The sequence below is a fragment of the Pseudomonas flavescens genome, from assembly GCF_013408425.1.
Lineage (GTDB): Bacteria > Pseudomonadota > Gammaproteobacteria > Pseudomonadales > Pseudomonadaceae > Aquipseudomonas > Aquipseudomonas fulva_A.
Genome location: NZ_JACBYV010000001.1, coordinates 1,203,965 through 1,222,600, shown reverse-complemented (window position 1 = coordinate 1,222,600; position 18,636 = coordinate 1,203,965). Strand labels below are relative to the sequence as shown.

Here is an 18,636-nt window from a genome sequence, read left to right as displayed (position 1 = left end):
AATGCCTGCGCTCGACGCGCTCGCCCCTGCTGGTTTCTCCCTGCGCGAAGCCAAGCCCCGCTCCACCGAATTGCAATCGAGGCCCCATGTCCAACGTCACCCACGCCTACCGCGGCGCCATTCTGCACAGCCTGGCCGACCCGGCCGAAGTCGGTATCGAAGCGTCCTACGCCTATTTCGAGGACGGCATTCTGCTCGTGGAGGATGGCAAGGTCCGCGAGGTTGGCCATGCGGCCGATCTGTTGCCGCGCCTGCCTGGCATCGCGCTGACCCATTACGAAAACGCGCTGATCACCCCCGGTTTCATCGATACCCATATCCACTACCCGCAGACCGGCATGATCGGTGCCTACGGCGAGCAGTTGCTCGACTGGCTGAACACCTACACCTTTCCTACCGAAATGCGCTTCGCCGACAAGGCCCACGCCAGCGAAGTGGCAGCTGTCTTCCTCAAGGAACTGTTGCGCAACGGCACCACCACGGCGCTGGTATTCGGCAGCGTGCACAAGCAGTCGGTAGATGCGCTGTTCGAAGCGGCCGAAACGCTGAACCTGCGCATGATCGCCGGCAAGGTGCTGATGGATCGCAATGCCCCCGCAGCACTGACCGACACCGTCGAAACCGGCTATGCCGACAGCCGTGAGCTGATCGAACGCTGGCACGGCAAGGGTCGCCTGCACTACGCGGTGACCCCGCGTTTCGCGCCGACCAGCACGCCGGAGCAACTCGCCATGGCCGGGCGCCTGCTGCAGGAGTATCCGGATCTGTACCTGCATACCCACCTCTCGGAGAATCGCCAGGAGATCGAGTGGGTCAAGGAGCTGTTCCCGGAAAACAGCGGCTACCTGGACGTTTACGACAAGCACCAGTTGACCGGCCCGCGCTCGGTATTCGCCCACTCGGTGCATCTGTGCGATGCGGAATGCGAACGCCTGGCGCAAACCGGCTCGGCAGTCGCCTTCTGCCCCACCTCCAACCTGTTTCTCGGCAGCGGCCTGTTCGATCTGCGACGCATGGAACAGCACAAGGTACGCGTCGGCCTGGGTACAGATATCGGCGCGGGCACCAGCTTCTCGCAGCTGCGCTCGTTGAGCGAGGCGTACAAGATCATGCAATTGCAGGGGCAGAAGCTGGATCCGTTCAAGTCGCTGTACCTGGCGACTCTCGGCAGCGCGAGAGCGCTGTATCTGGATGAATGCATCGGCAACTTCGCAACCGGCAAGGAGGCGGATTTCGTGGTGCTCGATTACCAGGCCACGCCGTTGATCGACTATCGCCTCAAGCAAAGCAACACCTTGGCCGAACGGTTGTTCGCCCTGATTACCTTGGGTGACGACCGGGTGATCAGGGAGACCTTCGCCGCCGGACAGAGCGTGCACCGCCGCGATAGCTGATACTGGAGAAACCCGGTTTGCAGGCGAAAAGCATCGCCGGCAAGCCGGCTCCTACGCGATCGTATGGACTGTAGGAGCCCGCTTGCGGGCGATATGAGCGCAGGAATCCAGCCAGCTCGGCAGCATGGCTACCAATCGCCGGCAAGCCGACTCCTACATGATTGTGGATACCCGTAGGAGCCCGCTTGCGGGCGATGCGACCGCAGGTATTCCGCCAGCCCAGCAGCATGGGCCACCAATCGCCGGCAAGCCGGCTCCTACGGGCAGTGGGTCTTGGGGGAGCTACGCGCCGATCACCGACACTGGATAGATAGCGGTGTAAGCGCCGTCGTCCACGCTCAGGGTTCGGCAATCGACGCCATACACGGCCGCCAGATGCGCCGGTGTGAGCATCGCTTCGGTGGTGCCGCAGCCGTGCACCTGGCCGTCGCGGATCATCAGCGCGTCGTCGGCGTAGCGGCTGGCCAGGTTCATGTCGTGGAAAATCGCCAGGGTGACGATGCCTTCACGGCGGGTGTAGGCGCTCACCGCCTCGAGCATGTGCAACTGGTTGGCCAGATCCAGCGCCGAGGTGGGTTCGTCGAGCAGCAGCAGGCGGGGGCTGCGCACCAGTGCCAGGGCCAACGAGATCATCTGCCGCTCGCCACCGGACAACTGCCCCGGCTGCTGTTCGGCGAAACGCTGCAGGCCCAGCAGTTCGAGTACTTCACTGGCCCTTCGCTGGCTGTCCCGCTGGGTGGCCCAGCCGCGCGCGCCGCCGTGTTGAGCCAGGAGCAGCAGCTCGTAGGTCGACAGGCGTACATCGAGGTGGGTCAGGTCCTGAGCCACGTAACCGATCAGCCGCGCCCGCAATGCCGGCTCCAGGCCGATCAGTTGCGTGCCGTCGATGGTCGCCGAGCCCTCGGCACGCAGTAGCCCGCACAGGCCTTTCATGAACGTCGACTTGCCTGCACCGTTGGCACCGAGCAGCGCGAGGGTACGGCCCGCTTCGGCACGTACCGCGAAGTCGCGGATGATCGGCCGACCGCCAAGGGAAACACGGTAATCCTGACAGACAAAACTCATCGGGACGTCAGCCTCCGGTCACGCAGGATCAGAATGATGAAAAACGGCAGACCGATCAGCGAGGTGACCATACCGATGGGCAGCACGGCACCCGGCACGATCAGCTTGCTCGCCAGGGACGCCAGCGTGACGAAGATGATGCCGCAGGCAAGCGTCACGCCAATGGTGAAGCGCTGATCCTCGCCGACCAGTAAGCGCGCTACATGCGGCGCGACCAGGCCGACGAAACCGATGATGCCGACCACCGAAGTCACCGCACCGGCCAGCAGTGCCGCCAGCACCAGCATCAGGGTGCGCACGCGCTTGACGCGAATCCCGAACACCACCGCCTGCTCGCCGAAGCTGCGCAAGGCGGTCAGTGCCCAGGCTTGCATCAGCACCAGCGGCACGGCCACCAGCGCGATGGCGGCACACAGCGCGACCTTGCTCCAGGTCACGTGCAGCAAGGAGCCCATCAGCCAGAACACGATGCTCTGCAACTGATCGACGCTGGAAACGTACTGCACCAGGCCGAGCAGCGAGCTGAACACGAAATGCACCGCGATCCCCAGCAGGGTGATGGCCTGCAGGCCGATCTGCCCACGGGTCAGCAGCAGGATCACGCCAACGGTGAGCAGCGAGAACAGAAAGGCGTTGGCCGTCACCACCATCTCGGCACCAAAACCCGGCAGCCACTGCGCCAGGGACAGGTTGAAGGTCAGCGCCAGCGCTGCACCGAATCCGGCTGCCGAAGAAATGCCGAGGGTGAAGGGTTCGGCCAGCGGGTTGTCGAGCACCGTCTGCATGATCAGCCCGGCCAGTGCCAGGCAGGTACCGGCCAGCACCGCCATCAGCGTCATCGGCATGCGCAGCTCCCAGAGGATAACCCGCGTGGAGGCGTCCACCCGATCCGGGGTGAACAGGCCTTGCACCGCATCGGCGAAACTCAGCGTACCCGAGCCCACCACCAGATCCGCGATGAAGGCGATCAGCGCCACCAGCAAAAGGCCGACTAGCAGCAGGCTGCGCTGCCACACCGCCCTGGCGTAACGCTGCTGGTAACCGTCGGCGGGCAGCGCGCCCAAGGCAGAATCACTCACTGGCAGGCGCCTGACCGAAGAGAATCGCCGGTACCTCGCCAAGGCCGGTCATGCCCAGCAGCGCGCGGGTGCTCGCTGCCGGGTCGAGACGTTCGGCAGCTTTCGGGTAGAAGGCCTGGGCCAGGTACTCGACCGCCAGGATATTCCAGCTGCTGGCGTAGAACTGGTGGTAAACGCCATACACGCGGTTTTGCTGGGTGGCCTGCAGCTGCGCCATGCCAGGGCGTTTGAGCAACTGAGCCATGGATTTGTCGATAGCTGCCTGCGAAACCGTCGGACCGAAGCCGAAGGGTGGCGAAATCGAGGTGTTGCCCGGGAACTGAGTACCACTCATCACGTAAACCTCGGGCTTCTTGCTGATTACCGTTTCCAGGGTCACGTCACCGGTGGCGCCCGGCAGCAACTGGCTACCCAGGTTATCGCCACCAGCGGCCTGCACGAGCTTGCCCCAGTACACATCGCCGTGGGTGAAGCAGCAACTGGTGGCGCCGCCCTGCCCGGCCTTGGCCTCGACGAATACCAGCGGGCGCTTGCCCTGCTCGGTGATTAACTGATCAACCTGCGCCAGACGCGCCGTGTAGAAATCCAGGTACTCGGTGGCGCGGGCTTCGCGGTCGAGCACCTTGCCGAGCAGGGCCACGCTCTTCTGGCTGTTGGTGACGGGATCCAGGTCGCTGTCGATGTAGATCACCGGAATCTTCAGGGCCGCGAGCTTGCGTTCGACACCCGCGCCCTCCAGGGATTTGCGTGCGCGCAGCTGGAATACCAGCAGGTCGGGCTTGCCAGCGACAACGGCCTCCAGGTTCATGTCGCCGTCGTCGCCGAACTGCATGTCGACAGCCTGCCCGGAACTCTTCGGCCACTGCTTCTGGAACACCTGCCAGGTATTTGGATCGGATCGCTTGATGATGTTGTTCCACACCGCGATGCGCTTGAAGGGGTCTTCCCGGTCGAGCAACGCCAGGCTGAACAGGTCACGGCCGTCTTGCAGGACGATGCGCTGGGGCTCGTGTTCGATGGTCACCTGGCGGCCGGCCAGGTCGGTCACGCTGAGTGGATAGTCGGTGGCATGCGCGGCAGCGCTGAGCAACAGGCAGAGAGCGGCCGCGAGGCGGACGAGAGGCGCGGAGACATTCATGAAGGGAGAAACCTTTTACTGCGCGATGGAGCAGGCGGCGAACGCCAGCAGCGGAAAAAACGGAAATATAGCGTAACAAAGGCTCGCGCCAGCGTCATTAAGAACTATTCTCGATGAATGAAACCCAGACCTCGCCGCTGCTGGCAAGAAATCGCGGCCACAAAAAAGGACGCCCTGAGGCGTCCCCTTTTCAACGAATCCAGATCAGCTGGCGCGTGCGGTATCACGCAGCGACTTGACCTGATCGTGGTTGCGCTGCACACCTTGCAGCTGCTTTTCCAGAACGCTGCGCACGTTGGCTGGCAGGTCTTTCTGCAGCGCTTCGCGGTAGTTTTTCAGCGCCACGTCTTCGCCACGCTCGCACTCGTTGAGGATGGCCTCTTCGCTCTTGCCGGTCACCAGCGACTTCAGGTCGACCCAGCCACGGTGCAGAGCACCCGCCACGCTCGAACTGGTTTCCGGATCACCGCCAAGGCCACGCACCAACTGCTGCAGTTCGGCAGCCGCACTGGCGCAGTCTTGCGAACGCTGGGTGAAGAAGCTCTTGAGTCGCGGCTCTTTCACGTCCTCGGCACACTCGCTGAAGCCCTTCTCGCCATCTTTGCTGGTTTCGATCAGGTCGTTCAGTACCGAAATAACGTCTTTGTTATCCACTTTGAATCTCCTCGTAGCTTCAGAAATTAGCCCTGTATGGGCCGCTCCCTTAAGTGGAGTGAGCGCTCGTCGAGGAGGTTCAGGGCAATTTCCAGCGCCGTGCATCGAGCGGCATCAAGCGGCTGCAGGCAAAGCCGCGCGCGGCCTGGGCGCGAACCGCTCGTCTGGAGAGCTTTTGTCTCGCAAGCCGCTCGAGGCATCGCGGGCAACACGCCGCTGGCAAAACAGGCGTGGCTGGTCGCGGTGGCAGACGATCGCAGCAGGCGTTGGCCAGGTTCTCAGCCGCCGGTCATGCTCATGAAACGGATGACCTGCACCTGTTCATCCGTTTCGAAGTGGTGGCGTTCGGGCTTGAGCTGCAGGGCCTCGAGCAGCGCGTCGCGCAGTCGCTCGCTGTTGCCGGGGTGAGCACGCATCAGGGTGCGCAAATCCAGGGCATTGTCGTGCCCCAGGCAAAGCACCAGCTTGCCCTCGGCGGTGACCCGTACGCGGTTGCAGTCGCCGCAGAAATTATTGCTGTGCGGCGAGATGAAACCGACCCGGGTATCGCTACCGCTGACCTGCCAGTAACGTGACGGGCCGCCTGTGACATGGCTGCTGCGGACCAGCGAGTAACGCTCTTCGATGCGCTCGCGCACCACCTCGCTGGAGCAGAAGGTCTGCTCACGCTGATGGCTGACCACACTGCCCAGGGGCATCTCTTCGATGAAACTGATATCCAGGCCACGGGCCATGGCGTACTCGACCAGGCCAAGCACTTCGTCATCGTTGCGCCCGGTCTGCACCACGCTGTTCAGTTTGATGCGCTTGAAGCCTGCGGCCACTGCGGCGTCGATGCCAGCCAGCACCTGATCGAGCATGTCGCGGCGAGTAAAACCAGCGAATCGCTCGCGCTGCAGCGAGTCGAGGCTGACGTTCAGGCGGGTGACGCCGGCTGCACGCAGATCGCCCGCCATGTGCGAGAGCTGCGAACCATTGGTGGTGATCGACAGGTCCTCGAGCTCCGGACGCTCGCCGAGACGACGCAGCAGGCTGAGCAGATTCTTGCGCACCAGCGGTTCGCCACCGGTGATGCGGATGCGCTTGACACCCAGCCCGATGAACGCATCGGCCACGGTGTACAGCTCCTCCAGCGTGAGGATCTGCGCACGCGGGGCGAAGACCATGTCTTCGCTCATGCAGTAGGTGCAGCGAAAATCGCAGCGATCGGTCACCGAGAGTCGCAGGTAGGTAATGCGCCGGCCGAAGGGATCGACCAACTGCGTCGTGTTCATGGAGCCCAACTCCCGGCCCTGGGGCCAGCTATTCATGGCTGCCACGTGAGCGGCAGTGCGTAGCCGTCATGGCCTACGAAGAGGTCGCCAGTTTACCACGCCTACCTTGCTGGCGCGCCGGTCCGCGGGTCAGATCATGTGGCCCCGCCCGCCAATAACCACACATTCAGTGACACAACCAAGGCCGCTCGACATGCCTGCAGAGACCGTTCCCCTGCCCGGCCGCTGGGCTACAGGCCAGTCATGCCGGGGCTCACAGCGCGAGACAAGAAGAGCCAGCCTGCCCGGATGCGCTCGGCGGAAAGGTCGAACCGGGTTTCGCAACGGGGAGTCACACGGACTGACCCGGGACGACTGGCTATGGAGGGCACCGATGCCACTGCTGAAACTGCTGCATTTCACCGCGCTGATCGCCTGGTGCGGCGCCCTGCTCTATCTGCCAGCGCTGATCGCGGCCAGCTGCCGCACGGCGAACACGATCGAGCGCCCGGGCCACCCCGAACTCAACCGCAGCCTCTTCAATCTGGTCGCCACCCCGGCAGCGCTCATCGCCATCGGCAGCGGTACGGCGCTGTTCCTGCGTGACGGCACCTTCGGTATCTGGCTGGTGGCCAAGCTCTCGGCCGTGGCGGTGCTGGTCATCTGCCACGCGCTGTGCGGAATGCTCATCCTGCTCTGCGAGCGCCATCCGCGACCGGGCCTGACGGTCGCCTGCGCGGCAATCGGTGGCGTCACGCTGAGCATGATCGCCACCACCCTGTGGCTGGTATTGGCCAAACCCTTCTGAATGAGGAGTCATCCCCCCATGAATGCAAGCGGGCTAAAGCCGGATTCAATCGACATCGACACCCACGGCCTGCTCGTAGACCAGGCGCCCGCCGAGGTAAGCGGCGATCGCGATCAGCCCTGCGGTGAACAGCGACAGGTAGAACGCCCACATTTCGAAGCCCTCGTCACCGTGGCGGTAGCGCAGCATCCAGTTCAGCGAGGCCAGGGACAGCATCATCACGGCGATGATCGCGTGACACCAGGCGCTGATCTTCTGGCGAATACGTTTCACGGTCAGCAGGTCGATCATTCCGGCGATGCTGGCGATCCAGCCACCGGCGGCACCGACGCCCGCCAGCCACAGGCTGGCCCGCGCCCAGAACGGGTCGGTGGTCCAGAAGTAGGCGAAATCGGTGGCCACCAGGCCCAGCAAGGCGGCGACCGGGAAGTGGATCATCATCGGGTGCAAAGGGTGGCCGGCGATGGCCGCGCGACTGATGATGGACTCTTGTTGCTCAGCCATGGCGGCCTCCCTGTCGATTCGAAAGATGGCCGCATTTACCCGGCTCTACTCAAGTTGACCGCGCTGACCTCAGCAGTTCCGATTATCTCCGCCTGCAGTGGTGACCAATCAATTCTGGCCCCAGCCGGTCCGGTGGCGCGCGACATCGCCCTGTTGTGGTGGGCCATGTGCGGCTTCTTCGGCCTGGTCCTGGTGGTAGTCAGCGCGCTGTGGGTCTACGCCATGTGGCGCAGGCCGCGCGAGTACTCGGTCGAGGATGCCAGGCGCATCCAGCGTCGCTGGCTGATCGGCGGCGGCATCGTGCTGCCGACGGTCACCGTTACCGTGCTACTGGCATTCGGCATTCCCGTGGGCCAGCGCATGATGCAGCTGCCGATTCTCGGCGAGCAGCCGGTGCAGATCCATGTGATCGGCCACCAGTGGTGGTGGGAGGTGCGCTACCCGGACAGCGGCGTGGTGACCGCCAACCAGCTGCATCTGCCCGCAGGTCGGCCGGTGGACATCACCGTCAGCAGCGCCGACGTGATCCACTCCTTCTGGGTGCCGCGCCTGGGCGGCAAGATCGACATGATTCCCGGCCGCGAGAACCGCATCCGCTTGCAGGCCGATGCACCTGGCACCTTTCGTGGCCAGTGCACGGAGTTCTGCGGCACTCAGCACAGCCACATGATTCTCGACGTGCAGGCCCACAGCGAAGAGGACTTCGCTGCCTGGATCGACGCTCGTCGCGAGCCCAGGGTCAAGGCGCTGCAAGGCCCGGCTGCGGACACCTTCCTCGCTCACTGCGGCATGTGCCACAGCGTGGCGAGCGTCAGCGCAGGCAACCGCGCGCCGGATCTCACCGACCTGGCCAGCCGCCGCAACCTGGGTGGCGGCGTAATGCCCAACGAACCCGGTGCCATCCTGACCTGGTTGCAGGAGCACGGGCGCCTGAAGCCGGGCACCGGCATGCCACTGACCGACGACCTCGATGCCAAGCACCTGCAGGCCATCGCCACCTGGCTGGAGGGCCTCGAACCATGAGTGAAACGCGCGAAACACAACGCGGCGAAGACACCGACGCCCTGCACGACCAGTTCAACGAGGTGTGGGGCAACCCGAGGGGCTGGCGTGCGCTGACCATCGTCAACCACACCACCCTGGGCCTGCGCTTTATGGTCACCGGCCTGGGCTTCTTCATTTTCGGCATCCTGCTGGCGATGCTGATCCGCACCCAGCTGGCACTGCCGGGCAACGCCTTCATGGGCGCGGAAATGTACAACCAGGTGTTCACCATGCACGGCACGGTGATGATGTTCCTGTTCGCCGTGCCCATGATGGAAGGCCTGGCGGTGTACCTGATTCCGAAGATGCTCGGCGCAAGGGATCTGGTCTTTCCACGGCTCTCGGCACTGGGCTACTGGTGCTACCTGTTCGGCGGTCTGATCATCTGTTCCAGCCTGCTCCTGGGCGTGGCACCCAACGCTGGCTGGTTCATGTACACGCCGCTGTCCAGCGCCGCGCATTCACCGGGAATCAACGCCGACTTCTGGCTGCTGGGTATCACCTTCGTGGAGATCTCCGCGGTGTCGGCCGGTGTCGAACTGGTGGTATCGATCCTGCGCACCCGTGCCGAAGGCATGGCGCTGAACAGAATGCCGATCTACGCCTGGTACATCCTGACCATGGCGATGATGATCGTCATCGGCTTTCCGCCGCTGATTCTCGGCAGCATCCTGCTGGAGCTTGAACGGGCTGCGGGCCTGCCCTTCTTCGAAGTGGCGCGCGGCGGAGATCCGCTGCTCTGGCAGCACCTGTTCTGGCTGTTCGGCCACCCCGAGGTGTACATCATCTTCCTGCCGGCCGCCGGCATCGTCTCGACCCTGCTGCCGGTGTTCTGCGGCCGCCCGCTGGTGGGCTATCGCGCCGTGGTGCTGGGCGTGCTCACCACCGGCTTCATCAGCTTCGGCCTGTGGGTGCACCACATGTTCACGGTGGGCATCCCGCAGCTGGCCCAGGCGTTCTTTTCCGCAGCGAGCATGCTGGTGGCGATACCCACGGCGATTCAGGTATTCGCCTGGATCGCCACGCTGTGGCTCGGCAAACCGCGCTACAACGTACCGATGCTGTGGCTCGTGGGTTTTCTGATCACCTTCGTGTGCGGCGGGCTGACCGGGGTGATGCTGGCTCTGGTGCCCTTCGACTGGCAGGTGCACGACACCCACTTCGTGGTCGCGCATTTCCACTACGTGCTGATCGGCGGCATGCTCTTTCCGTTGATCGCCGGGCTGTATTACTGGTTGCCGCACTTCTCCGGGCGCATGGCTTCCGAACGCCTGGGCAAGTGGGGGTTCTGGCTGGTGTTCATCGGTTTCAACATGACCTTCCTGATCATGCACTGGACCGGCCTGCTGGGCATGCCGAGGCGCGTCTATACCTACGACACGGGCCTGGGCTGGGACATGCCCAACCTGATCTCGTCGATCGGCAGCTTCATCATGGTGATCGGTATCGCCACCCTGCTGCTGGATCTGATCCTGCACTACCGCTACGGCAAACCCGCCGGCAAGAATCCCTGGCAGGCCGATACCATGGAGTGGGCCACCAGCCTGCCGCCCAACCCGTACAACTTCGTCAGCCTGGCCAAGGTCACCGACCGCCATCCGCTGTGGCGTGACCCGGATCTGGGTGACAGCATGGCTCGCGGTGAGCATGCCCTGACGGTGATCGACCACGGCCGCCGGGAAACCTGGGGCGTCGACCCGCTGACCGGCGAAGTCAGGGAAATTATCCACCTGCCCGGCAACAGCTGGCTGCCGTTCATTGCCGCCTGCTGCATCGCCGTGGTGTGCCTGAGCCTGCTGACCAAGACCTACACCCTGGCGCTGGTGGCCTGTTTCGCCTCGATCGTGGTGCTGCTGCGCTGGAGTTGGGAGAACGGTGCCCACCCCAAGGCGGCGCCGGATGCCAAGACCCAGCCCGGCGAACCGCCGCTGCATTCGCGAACCTGCGACGGCCCGGGGCTGTGGGGCATGGGCGTGACCCTGCTGTCCAATGGCGCACTGTACCTGGCGTTGCTGTTCGGCTGGTTCTACCTGTGGACGGTGGCGCCGAACTGGCAGGTGCCGGATGCGCCGGTATTCAACCATTGGCTGCTGTTCGCCAGCGCCCTGCTGCTGACCCTGGCCACGCCCTGGCACCGGCGGGTGCTCGCCCGCCTGCGCCAGAGAGACGCCCGAGGCCTGCTGACCTGCCAGATGGGCCTTGCCGCGATAGGCCTGATACAGGCCGCGCTGCTGCTCTGGGCGCTGCTCAGCGAGGCACTGCAGCCCACCGTTCGTGCCCATGATGCGGTGATCTTCGTGATGCTCGCCTACAGCTTTGGCCACGCCCTGCTCGCTGGCACGCTCAGCGCCTTGCAGGCACTGCGCGTGCGCATCGGCTACGTCAGCGCCGAGTCGCCCTACGAACCGCTGGTGGTGGCGCAGTTCTGGAACTACAGCCTCGGTGTGCTGTGGACGAGCTACTTCGCCATCGCTCTTTTCCCCCCCGCATTCGGAGGCGCGTGATGCAAAGCCTGCGCTCGGCCTACAACCCGATCCACATCGTCACCGGCCTGAGTATCTGGAGCCTGTGGTTCGTCGCGCTCTACGGCGGCCAGGGCGTTGGCTGCTCGGTCGCGCCACCGCCGCTGGATGACGGGCCCTGGACCTGGCTGAATCTGACCCTGGCGGCTCTGTCGCTGTTCACCACGCTCATGCTGTTGGCCCTGGCGCGTCTGTTCCACAACGCGGCACGGCAGCCCGACCGCAGCGACCGCGAGCGGTTCGTGGCGAATGTGTCGGCCGGTGGCAATCTGATCGCCGCCATCGCCGTGGTGTTCATCGCCCTGCCGATCATGGCGCTGCCGCCCTGCGCCTGAAAACGCCCGGAGAAACCTGCTGAAACAGCGGCGCCTGACTTTCACGAACACCGGTTCTGCAGTGGTGGGCGGGAAAAGCGCCGTACACCACTGCAGGCTGACCGATGCTGGTGGACGAGGAGCGCCTCGTCCACCGGTAATCATCAGCCGCGCTCGACGGGCGCCGAGGTCAGTTCGAAGGGGTTGTTGCTGCGCCGCTGATTGCGGTCTTCCCGCGGTGTGGCGCCGAAGAAGTTGCGGTACGCGCTGGAGAAATGCGGGCCCGAGGAGAAGCCGCAGGACAGGCCGATCTGGATGATCGACTTGCTGGTCTGCATCAGCAGTTGCCGGGCCTTGTTCAGGCGCAGTTCCAGGTAGTACTGGCTGGGCACGCGATTGAGGTACTGCTTGAAGATGCGTTCCAGTTGCCGACGCGACACGCAGACATGCTGGGCGATCTCGTCGGTGGTCAGCGGCTCCTCGATGTTGGCCTCCATCAGCAGCACCGCCTGGGTGAGCTTGGGATGGCTGGAGCCGAGGCGATTCTGCAACGGAATGCGCTGACGCTCGCCACCTTCGCGAATGCGCTCGACCACCAGCTCCTCGGATACCGCGCCGGCCAGTTCGGCCCCATGATCACGGGCCAGCAGGGCCAGCAGCATGTCCATTACCGCCATGCCGCCGCAGGCCGTGAGGCGATCGCGATCCCAGTCGAACAGGTGGCTGGTGGCGATCACCTTGGGGAAGCGCTCGGCGAAATCATCCTGCCAGCGCCAGTGCACGGCCGCCCGATAGCCATCGAGCAGGCCGAGCTGGGCCAGGGGATAGACGCCAGCGGCGACCGCTCCCACGCAGCAGCCGCTGCGCGCCACCTGCTTGAGCGCCGCAGCCAATGCCGGGGCTACGGTGGCTGGTGGCTCATCGGCGAGCAGGAACAGCTTGCGGTAGCCCTCCAGCCCACCGGCCCAAGGGCTGCCCGGCAGGCGCCAGGCCCCCTCGACAGGCTCTTCGGCCTGCAGGAACGACACCTCGTAAACCACTTCCGGATGAACGCGCTGAGCGACGCTCAGGGCCTCTTCCGCCAGCGCCAGTGTCAGGGGCTTGGTGGAAGGCCAAAGCAGGAAGCCGATTCGGTGAGCAGTCATGATGGGCAGGTCGGGCTCTGAGGGCAGTGGAAAGGAGCGTGCAGGGATGATAACGCCAACTACTTGAGACTACCGCTGAGGAACTGTTGCAGACGTTGAGATTGCGGGTTGGCCAACACCTCGCGTGGGTCGCCCTGCTCCTCCACCAGGCCCTGATGCAGGAACAGCAACTGGTTGGAGACTTCGCGGGCAAAGCCCATTTCGTGGGTCACCACCACCATGGTACGCCCCTCGCCAGCCAGATCGCGCATCACCTTCAACACATCGCCGACCAGTTCCGGATCAAGCGCCGAGGTTGGCTCGTCGAACAGCATGACTTCCGGCTCCATCGCCAGCGCCCGGGCAATCGCTACGCGCTGCTGCTCGCCGCCGGACATGTGCGCCGGATAGGCCTCCTTGCGGTGCGCCACGCCAACCTTCTGCAGGTAGTGTTCGGCCTTCTCGCGGGCCTCGGCCTTGCTCATGCCCAGCACGTGCACTGGCGCTTCCATGACGTTTTCCAGCACGTTCATGTGCGACCACAGGTTGAAGTGCTGGAACACCATGGCCAGGCGCGAACGCAGGCGCTGCAGTTGCTTGTCATCGGCAGCGCGCAGGGCGCCATCCTTGCCGGGCACCAGCTTGAGCGCCTCGCCGTTGAGCAGAATCTGCCCGGCGTGGGGCTGTTCGAGCAGGTTGATGCAACGCAGGAAGGTGCTCTTGCCGGAACCGCTGGAGCCGATGATGCTGATCACGTCGCCGGCCTTGGCAGCCAGCGATACGCCCTTGAGCACCTCGTGGCTGCCGTAGCGCTTGTGCAGATCCTTCACTTCGAGCTTGTACATGCTTTCCACTCTCTTGAATCCGATGTCATGCCGCTACTTCGTAATAATGGCCGGTCAGCTGCGCCGCGGCGCCAGGTAGGCCAGCCAGCGACGCTCGGCCAGTTTGAACAGGCGCACCAGAATGAAGGTCAGGCACAGGTAGAACAGGCCGGCGGTGATGAACGCCTCGAACGGCAGGTAATACTGGGAACTGACCGTACGCGCTGCACCGGTGATGTCGATCAGCGTGACGATGGACGCCAGGCTGGTGGTGTGCAGCATCATGATCACTTCGTTGCTGTACTGCGGCAGCGCGCGGCGCAGCGCCGAAGGCAGCAGAATGCGACGGTACAGCTTGGCCCGCGACATGCCCATCGCCTTGGCCGCCTCGATCTCGCCATGGGGCGTGGCCTTGAGGCTGCCGGCGAGGATTTCGGCGCTGTAGGCGCTGGTATTGATGGCGAACGCCAGGCAGGCGCAGAAGGTGGCATTGGACAGGTACGGCCACAGCACGCTCTCACGCACCGCCTCGAACTGGGCCAGGCCGTAGTAGATCAGGAACAGTTGCACCAGCATCGGCGTGCCGCGAATCACGTAGGTGTACAGCCAGGCCGGGCCGTTGACCCACGGCGAGCGCGAGGTGCGCATCAGCGCCAGAGGCACGGCGAGCAGCAGGCCGAAGAACAGCGCGATGGCCAGCAGCTTGAGGGTGACCAGTACGCCGCCGAAATACAGCGGCAGGCTGTCCCAGATGACGGTGTAATCGAAGATCATCGTTCGCCCCTCACAGTTCGGCGGCCTTGGTGCCGACCGAGTAGCGCTTTTCCAGATAACGCAGGGCCAGCAGGGAGACACTGGTGATCAGCAGATACAGGCCGGCCACCGCCAGGTAGAAGGTGAAGGGCTCACGCGTGGCATCGGCGGCGCTCTTGGCCTTGAACATCATGTCCTGCAGACCGACCACCGAGATCAGCGCCGTGGCCTTGGTCAGCACCAGCCAGTTGTTGGTGAACCCGGGAATGGCGAAACGGATCATCTGCGGCACCAGAATGCGCAGGAACACCTGCAGGCTGCTCATGCCATAGGCCGCCCCCGCCTCCGCCTGCCCCTTGGGAATGGCCATGAAGGCACCGCGGAAGGTTTCCGACAGGTAGGCGCCGAAAATGAAGCCCATGGTGAACACGCCGGCGACGAAAGGATTGATATCGATGTACTCGTCATAGCCGAGCATCGGCATCACCCGGTTCACCAGATCCTGTCCGCCATAGAAGATCAGCAGGATCAGCACCAGATCGGGAATGCCGCGGATCACTGTCGAATAGGTCTCACCGAGTACCGCCAGCCAGCGCACTGGCGACAGCCGAAACGCAGCGCCAACCAGGCCGAGCACGATGGCCACCGCCATCGACGTCAGCGCCAGGATCAGGGTGAGCCAGGCGCCATCGAGAATGGACGAGCCGTAGCCGTTGAGCATCCGCTTACCTCATGGGTGCGCCATCGGGCGCCGGAAATGCAACGCAAAAGTGGCACACGCCAAGAACAGTCGGCGTGTGCCACCCTTCGACAAGAAGCCACGATCTGCGAACTACGACCGTGCGCGCGTGTTTCAACGCCGCATGGCCCAAGCGCAGCAGATCGAGGCCTTACTTGCCGTAGACGTCGAAGCTGAAGTACTTGTCCTGGACGGCCTTGTACTTGCCGTTTTCGCGGATGGCCAGGATCGCGGCGCTGATCTTCTCGGCCAGCGCCTTGTCACCCTTGCGCACGGCGATGCCCTGGCCTTCGCCGAAGTATTTCTCTTCGGTGAAATCCGGGCCCACGAAGGCGAAGCCCTTGCCAGCGTCGGTCTTGAGGAAGCCGTCTTCGATGTTCACCGAGTCGGCGATGGTGCCATCCAGGCGGCCAGCGCTGAGGTCCAGGAACACTTCGTTCTGCGAGCTGTAACGCACGATCTCGGCACCGGCCGGGCCGAAAACGTCGGTGGCGTAACGGTCATACACGGAGGAACGCTGTACGCCGATCTTCTTGCCCTTGAGGTCGGTGGCCACGTCGTTCATCACCGCCCCGCTCTTCATCGCCAGCTTGGCCGGCGTGGCGTAGTACTTGCCGGTGAAGTCCACGGCGCGCTTGCGCTCTTCGGTGATGGACATCGACGACAGCACCGCGTCGAACTTGCGGACCTTGAGTGCCGGGATCAGGCCGTCGAACTCCTGCTCGATCCACTTGCACTCGACTTTCATCTCTTCGCACAGGGCGACACCGATGTCGTAGTCGAAGCCGGTGATGTTGCCGTCGGGAGTCTTGTAGGCGAACGGCGGGTAAGCCGCTTCGATACCGATACGCAGCGCCTTGGCCTCCTGGGCCATGGTCAGCGGCGACAGCAGGGATAGTGCCAGCGCGCCGAGCAGTGCGATCTTTTTCATGAAGGAAACTCCTGACAGGGATAGGGTTTCGCTGGCCCTGGGCGGGTTACCCGGGCCATGGAGTAGTGACGTCGCCAGCGTAGCGCAGGGCTGCGGGCGTCGCACGGAAGTGCGGCATTCTAGCGATAGCGCGGCAGGCGATATTTCCCAGATGCGACAACTAATTACAGATGAGAGAGAGCACCGACAAGAGCATCTTGACAGAATGAAAATAGGCGAGATCGGATTCCTGGCGACAGTGGCCCGAGAGCAGGCCTGCAATCCCGCTGTGGAAGCAACTCGCACGTCGCCATCGACAGTGAACGGCAGCCCCACGCAAAACGCCCCACGCGGCAGTGCCAGCGCGGGGCGTTTGCGTTCAGCGCGGGATCAGATCAGGCGCAGGCGGTCTGCATCGACTTGTGGGTGTCGATCAGGTGTTGCACCACGCCCGGATCGGCCAGCGTGGAGATGTCGCCGAGAGCGTCGTATTCGGCCGTGGCGATCTTGCGCAGGATGCGCCGCATGATCTTGCCCGAGCGAGTCTTCGGCAGCCCCGGCGCCCACTGGATCACGTCCGGGGTGGCGATCGGACCGATTTCCTTGCGCACCCAGGCCTTGAGCTCCTGGCGCAACTGCTCGGACGGCTCCTGCCCCTGATTCAGGGTCACGTAGACATAGATACCCTGTCCCTTGATGTCGTGCGGCACGCCAACCACGGCAGCCTCGGCGACTTTCGGGTGGGCGACCATGGCGCTTTCCACTTCCGCGGTGCCCATGCGGTGGCCGGACACGTTGAGCACATCGTCGACGCGACCGGTGATCCACCAGTAGCCGTCTTCGTCGCGGCGTGCGCCGTCACCGGTGAAGTACATGCCCTTGAAGGTCTTGAAGTAGGTATCGACGAAACGGTCGTGGTCACCGTACAGGCTGCGCGACTGGCCCGGCCAGGAATCGAGGATCACCAGGTTGCCTTCGGCAGCGCCCTCGATGATGTTGCCCAGATTGTCCACCAGTGCCGGTACCACGCCGAAGAACGGACGGGTTGCCGAGCCCGGCTTGAGTGCCGTCGCGCCCGGCAGCGGGGTGATCATGAAACCACCGGTTTCGGTCTGCCACCAGGTGTCGACGATCGGGCAGCGCGACTGGCCGACCTTCTCGTAGTACCAGTTCCAGGCTTCCGGGTTGATCGGCTCGCCCACCGAACCGAGCAGACGCAGGCTGGAGCCATCGGCACCTTCGACGGCGGCGGTGCCCTGGGCCATCATGGCGCGGATCGCGGTCGGCGCGGTGTAGAGGATGTTGACCTTGTGCTTGTCGATGATCTTCGACACGCGGGTCACGTCCGGGTAATTGGGGATGCCTTCGAACAGCAGCGTGGTCGCGCCGTTGGCCAGCGGGCCATAGACGATGTAGCTATGGCCGGTGACCCAGCCCACGTCGGCGGTGCACCAGTAGATCTCGCCCGGCTTGTAATCGAACACGCGCTCGTGGGTCAGCGCGGCATACAGCAGGTAACCGCCGGTGGTGTGCAACACGCCCTTGGGCTTGCCGGTGGAGCCGGAGGTGTAAAGGATGAACAGCGCTTCTTCGGCGCCCATTTCCTTCGGCGCGCAAACGCTGCCGGCCACCTTCATCAGGTCCTCGAACCAGATGTCGCGGTGCTGGTTCCACTTGATCTCGGAACCCGTGCGCTTGACCACGATGACCTTCTGGATGCTGCGCGTTTCAGGGTTGGTCAGGGCGTCGTCGACGTTGGCTTTCAGCGGAATCTTCTTGCCGCCGCGCAGGCCTTCGTCAGCGGTGATCACCACCTTGGAGGAGCAGTCGATGATGCGCCCGGCCAGGGCCTCCGGCGAGAAGCCACCGAACACCACGGAGTGGATGGCACCAATGCGGGCGCACGCCAGCATGGCGACCACGGCTTCCGGGATCATCGGCATGTAGATGGTCACCACGTCACCGCGGTGCACGTCCTGGCCGCGCAGGGCGTTGGCGAACTTGCACACCTGCTCGTGCAGTTGGCGGTAGGTGATTTCCTTGTGCTCGGACGGGTCGTCGCCTTCCCAGATGATCGCGATCTGATCGCCGCGCTCCGCCAGGTGGCGATCAAGGCAGTTGTAGGAAACGTTGAGCGTGCCGTCGGCGAACCATTTGATATCGACGTGGTGGTCGTCGAACGAGGTCTGCTTGACCTTGGTGAAAGGCTTGATCCAGTCGAGGCGCTGAGCCTGCTCGCGCCAGAAGCCATCCGGGTTGACCACGGACTGCTGGTACATGGCTTTGTAGGTGGCTTCGTCGGTCAACGAATTGGCCGCCACCTCGGGGCTCACGGGATACAGGGACGCAGCACTCATTGAATCACCTCGGTTATTGATGTTGTTCTTCTATGAGTACATTTGTAACCATCCCCCCTGCTTACAACCATTCGACCATGGTCTTACCGCCGCTAGACCTTGGTCGCAGCCGCTCCGCCCGGCCAGCGAAAGATCCTCGGCACGCCGTTCGGCC

At 63.9% G+C, this 18,636-nt stretch carries 17 protein-coding genes; 5 read left to right on the top strand and 12 right to left on the bottom strand.

All coding sequences use genetic code 11. The features are described 5' to 3' along the window. The first annotated feature begins 86 nt into the window (after positions 1–86). A complete protein-coding gene (gene guaD / locus FHR27_RS05320; protein WP_179538010.1) occupies positions 87–1,394 on the top strand; it encodes a guanine deaminase in 1,308 nt (435 codons plus the stop codon). Between the two features lie 282 nt (positions 1,395–1,676). On the opposite strand, the gene FHR27_RS05315 is transcribed toward guaD, so the two are convergent. The 5 genes from FHR27_RS05315 to moaA all read right to left on the bottom strand — a co-directional run bounded on the left by FHR27_RS05315 (position 1,677) and on the right by moaA (position 6,604). Then, complete coding sequence (locus FHR27_RS05315) at positions 1,677–2,459, bottom strand: ABC transporter ATP-binding protein (protein ID WP_179538009.1); 783 nt, start codon at positions 2,457–2,459, stop codon at positions 1,677–1,679. Beyond that, entirely contained in the window at positions 2,456–3,538 is a 1,083-nt protein-coding gene (locus FHR27_RS05310; RefSeq protein ID WP_218878452.1) for a FecCD family ABC transporter permease, read from the bottom strand. The genes FHR27_RS05315 and FHR27_RS05310 overlap by 4 nt, the downstream gene beginning before the upstream one ends. Continuing rightward, on the bottom strand, positions 3,531–4,676 hold the full coding sequence (locus FHR27_RS05305; RefSeq protein ID WP_179538008.1) for an ABC transporter substrate-binding protein: 1,146 nt from the start codon (positions 4,674–4,676) through the stop codon (positions 3,531–3,533). Before FHR27_RS05305 ends, FHR27_RS05310 begins: the two co-directional genes overlap by 8 nt. Positions 4,677–4,880: 204 nt before the next feature. Continuing rightward, positions 4,881–5,330, bottom strand: a complete 450-nt coding sequence (locus FHR27_RS05300) for a PA2169 family four-helix-bundle protein (protein WP_042553209.1) — start codon at positions 5,328–5,330, stop codon at positions 4,881–4,883. A gap of 278 nt (positions 5,331–5,608) precedes the next feature. Next, positions 5,609–6,604, bottom strand: a complete 996-nt coding sequence (gene moaA / locus FHR27_RS05295) for a GTP 3',8-cyclase MoaA (protein ID WP_042553208.1) — start codon at positions 6,602–6,604, stop codon at positions 5,609–5,611. A gap of 373 nt (positions 6,605–6,977) precedes the next feature. Between moaA and FHR27_RS05290 the strand changes: the two genes are divergently transcribed. Beyond that, positions 6,978–7,391, top strand: coding sequence for a CopD family protein (locus tag FHR27_RS05290; protein ID WP_179538007.1), 414 nt, complete (start codon positions 6,978–6,980; stop codon positions 7,389–7,391). Between the two features lie 45 nt (positions 7,392–7,436). On the opposite strand, the gene FHR27_RS05285 is transcribed toward FHR27_RS05290, so the two are convergent. Then, on the bottom strand, positions 7,437–7,895 hold the full coding sequence (locus FHR27_RS05285; RefSeq protein WP_042553206.1) for a DUF2231 domain-containing protein: 459 nt from the start codon (positions 7,893–7,895) through the stop codon (positions 7,437–7,439). A gap of 132 nt (positions 7,896–8,027) precedes the next feature. Here FHR27_RS05285 and coxB point away from each other — a divergent pair, with 132 nt between their 5' ends. Genes coxB through FHR27_RS05270 form a run of 3 tightly spaced genes read left to right on the top strand, consistent with a single transcriptional unit; the run spans position 8,028 to position 11,796 of the window. Further along, on the top strand, positions 8,028–8,918 hold the full coding sequence (gene coxB, locus FHR27_RS05280) for a cytochrome c oxidase subunit II (protein WP_179538006.1): 891 nt from the start codon (positions 8,028–8,030) through the stop codon (positions 8,916–8,918). Continuing rightward, a complete protein-coding gene (gene ctaD / locus FHR27_RS05275) occupies positions 8,915–11,443 on the top strand; it encodes a cytochrome c oxidase subunit I (RefSeq protein WP_179538005.1) in 2,529 nt (842 codons plus the stop codon). The genes coxB and ctaD overlap by 4 nt, the downstream gene beginning before the upstream one ends. Continuing rightward, positions 11,443–11,796 carry a hypothetical protein gene (locus FHR27_RS05270; RefSeq protein ID WP_179538004.1) on the top strand — a complete coding sequence of 118 codons (354 nt, stop codon included), beginning with the start codon at positions 11,443–11,445 and terminating at the stop codon, positions 11,794–11,796. The genes ctaD and FHR27_RS05270 overlap by 1 nt, the downstream gene beginning before the upstream one ends. A 143-nt stretch (positions 11,797–11,939) precedes the next feature. On the opposite strand, the gene argR is transcribed toward FHR27_RS05270, so the two are convergent. From argR to acs, 6 genes are all read right to left on the bottom strand, one after another. Further along, positions 11,940–12,920 (bottom strand): transcriptional regulator ArgR, encoded by a 981-nt coding sequence (argR, locus tag FHR27_RS05265; protein ID WP_042553203.1) that lies wholly within the window; start codon positions 12,918–12,920, stop codon positions 11,940–11,942. Positions 12,921–12,979: 59 nt separating this feature from the next. Further along, positions 12,980–13,744 carry an ABC transporter ATP-binding protein gene (locus tag FHR27_RS05260; protein WP_042553202.1) on the bottom strand — a complete coding sequence of 255 codons (765 nt, stop codon included), beginning with the start codon at positions 13,742–13,744 and terminating at the stop codon, positions 12,980–12,982. A 54-nt stretch (positions 13,745–13,798) separates the two neighbouring features. Then, on the bottom strand, positions 13,799–14,497 hold the full coding sequence (locus FHR27_RS05255) for an ABC transporter permease (protein ID WP_042553201.1): 699 nt from the start codon (positions 14,495–14,497) through the stop codon (positions 13,799–13,801). Positions 14,498–14,507: 10 nt separating this feature from the next. Beyond that, a complete protein-coding gene (locus tag FHR27_RS05250) occupies positions 14,508–15,197 on the bottom strand; it encodes an ABC transporter permease (protein ID WP_179538003.1) in 690 nt (229 codons plus the stop codon). 169 nt (positions 15,198–15,366) lie between these two features. Continuing rightward, the gene (locus FHR27_RS05245) at positions 15,367–16,146 is read right to left on the bottom strand and encodes an ABC transporter substrate-binding protein (RefSeq protein WP_042556019.1); all 780 of its coding nucleotides are present in this window, start codon (positions 16,144–16,146) and stop codon (positions 15,367–15,369) included. 374 nt (positions 16,147–16,520) lie between these two features. Then, positions 16,521–18,482 carry an acetate--CoA ligase gene (gene acs / locus FHR27_RS05240; RefSeq protein WP_042556018.1) on the bottom strand — a complete coding sequence of 654 codons (1,962 nt, stop codon included), beginning with the start codon at positions 18,480–18,482 and terminating at the stop codon, positions 16,521–16,523. Between the last annotated feature and the right edge of the window lie 154 nt (positions 18,483–18,636).

Coding starts and splice junctions, on each gene's coding strand:
- FHR27_RS05270 (WP_179538004.1), top strand. CDS start 11,443: ATGCAAAGCCTGCGCTCGGCCTACAACCCGATCCACATCGTCACCGGC.
- FHR27_RS05250 (WP_179538003.1), bottom strand. CDS start 15,197: ATGCTCAACGGCTACGGCTCGTCCATTCTCGATGGCGCCTGGCTCACC.
- FHR27_RS05305 (WP_179538008.1), bottom strand. CDS start 4,676: ATGAATGTCTCCGCGCCTCTCGTCCGCCTCGCGGCCGCTCTCTGCCTG.
- FHR27_RS05245 (WP_042556019.1), bottom strand. CDS start 16,146: ATGAAAAAGATCGCACTGCTCGGCGCGCTGGCACTATCCCTGCTGTCG.
- ctaD (WP_179538005.1), top strand. CDS start 8,915: ATGAGTGAAACGCGCGAAACACAACGCGGCGAAGACACCGACGCCCTG.
- argR (WP_042553203.1), bottom strand. CDS start 12,920: ATGACTGCTCACCGAATCGGCTTCCTGCTTTGGCCTTCCACCAAGCCC.
- FHR27_RS05315 (WP_179538009.1), bottom strand. CDS start 2,459: ATGAGTTTTGTCTGTCAGGATTACCGTGTTTCCCTTGGCGGTCGGCCG.
- moaA (WP_042553208.1), bottom strand. CDS start 6,604: ATGAACACGACGCAGTTGGTCGATCCCTTCGGCCGGCGCATTACCTAC.
- guaD (WP_179538010.1), top strand. CDS start 87: ATGTCCAACGTCACCCACGCCTACCGCGGCGCCATTCTGCACAGCCTG.
- FHR27_RS05285 (WP_042553206.1), bottom strand. CDS start 7,895: ATGGCTGAGCAACAAGAGTCCATCATCAGTCGCGCGGCCATCGCCGGC.
- FHR27_RS05290 (WP_179538007.1), top strand. CDS start 6,978: ATGCCACTGCTGAAACTGCTGCATTTCACCGCGCTGATCGCCTGGTGC.
- FHR27_RS05255 (WP_042553201.1), bottom strand. CDS start 14,497: ATGATCTTCGATTACACCGTCATCTGGGACAGCCTGCCGCTGTATTTC.
- FHR27_RS05260 (WP_042553202.1), bottom strand. CDS start 13,744: ATGTACAAGCTCGAAGTGAAGGATCTGCACAAGCGCTACGGCAGCCAC.
- acs (WP_042556018.1), bottom strand. CDS start 18,482: ATGAGTGCTGCGTCCCTGTATCCCGTGAGCCCCGAGGTGGCGGCCAAT.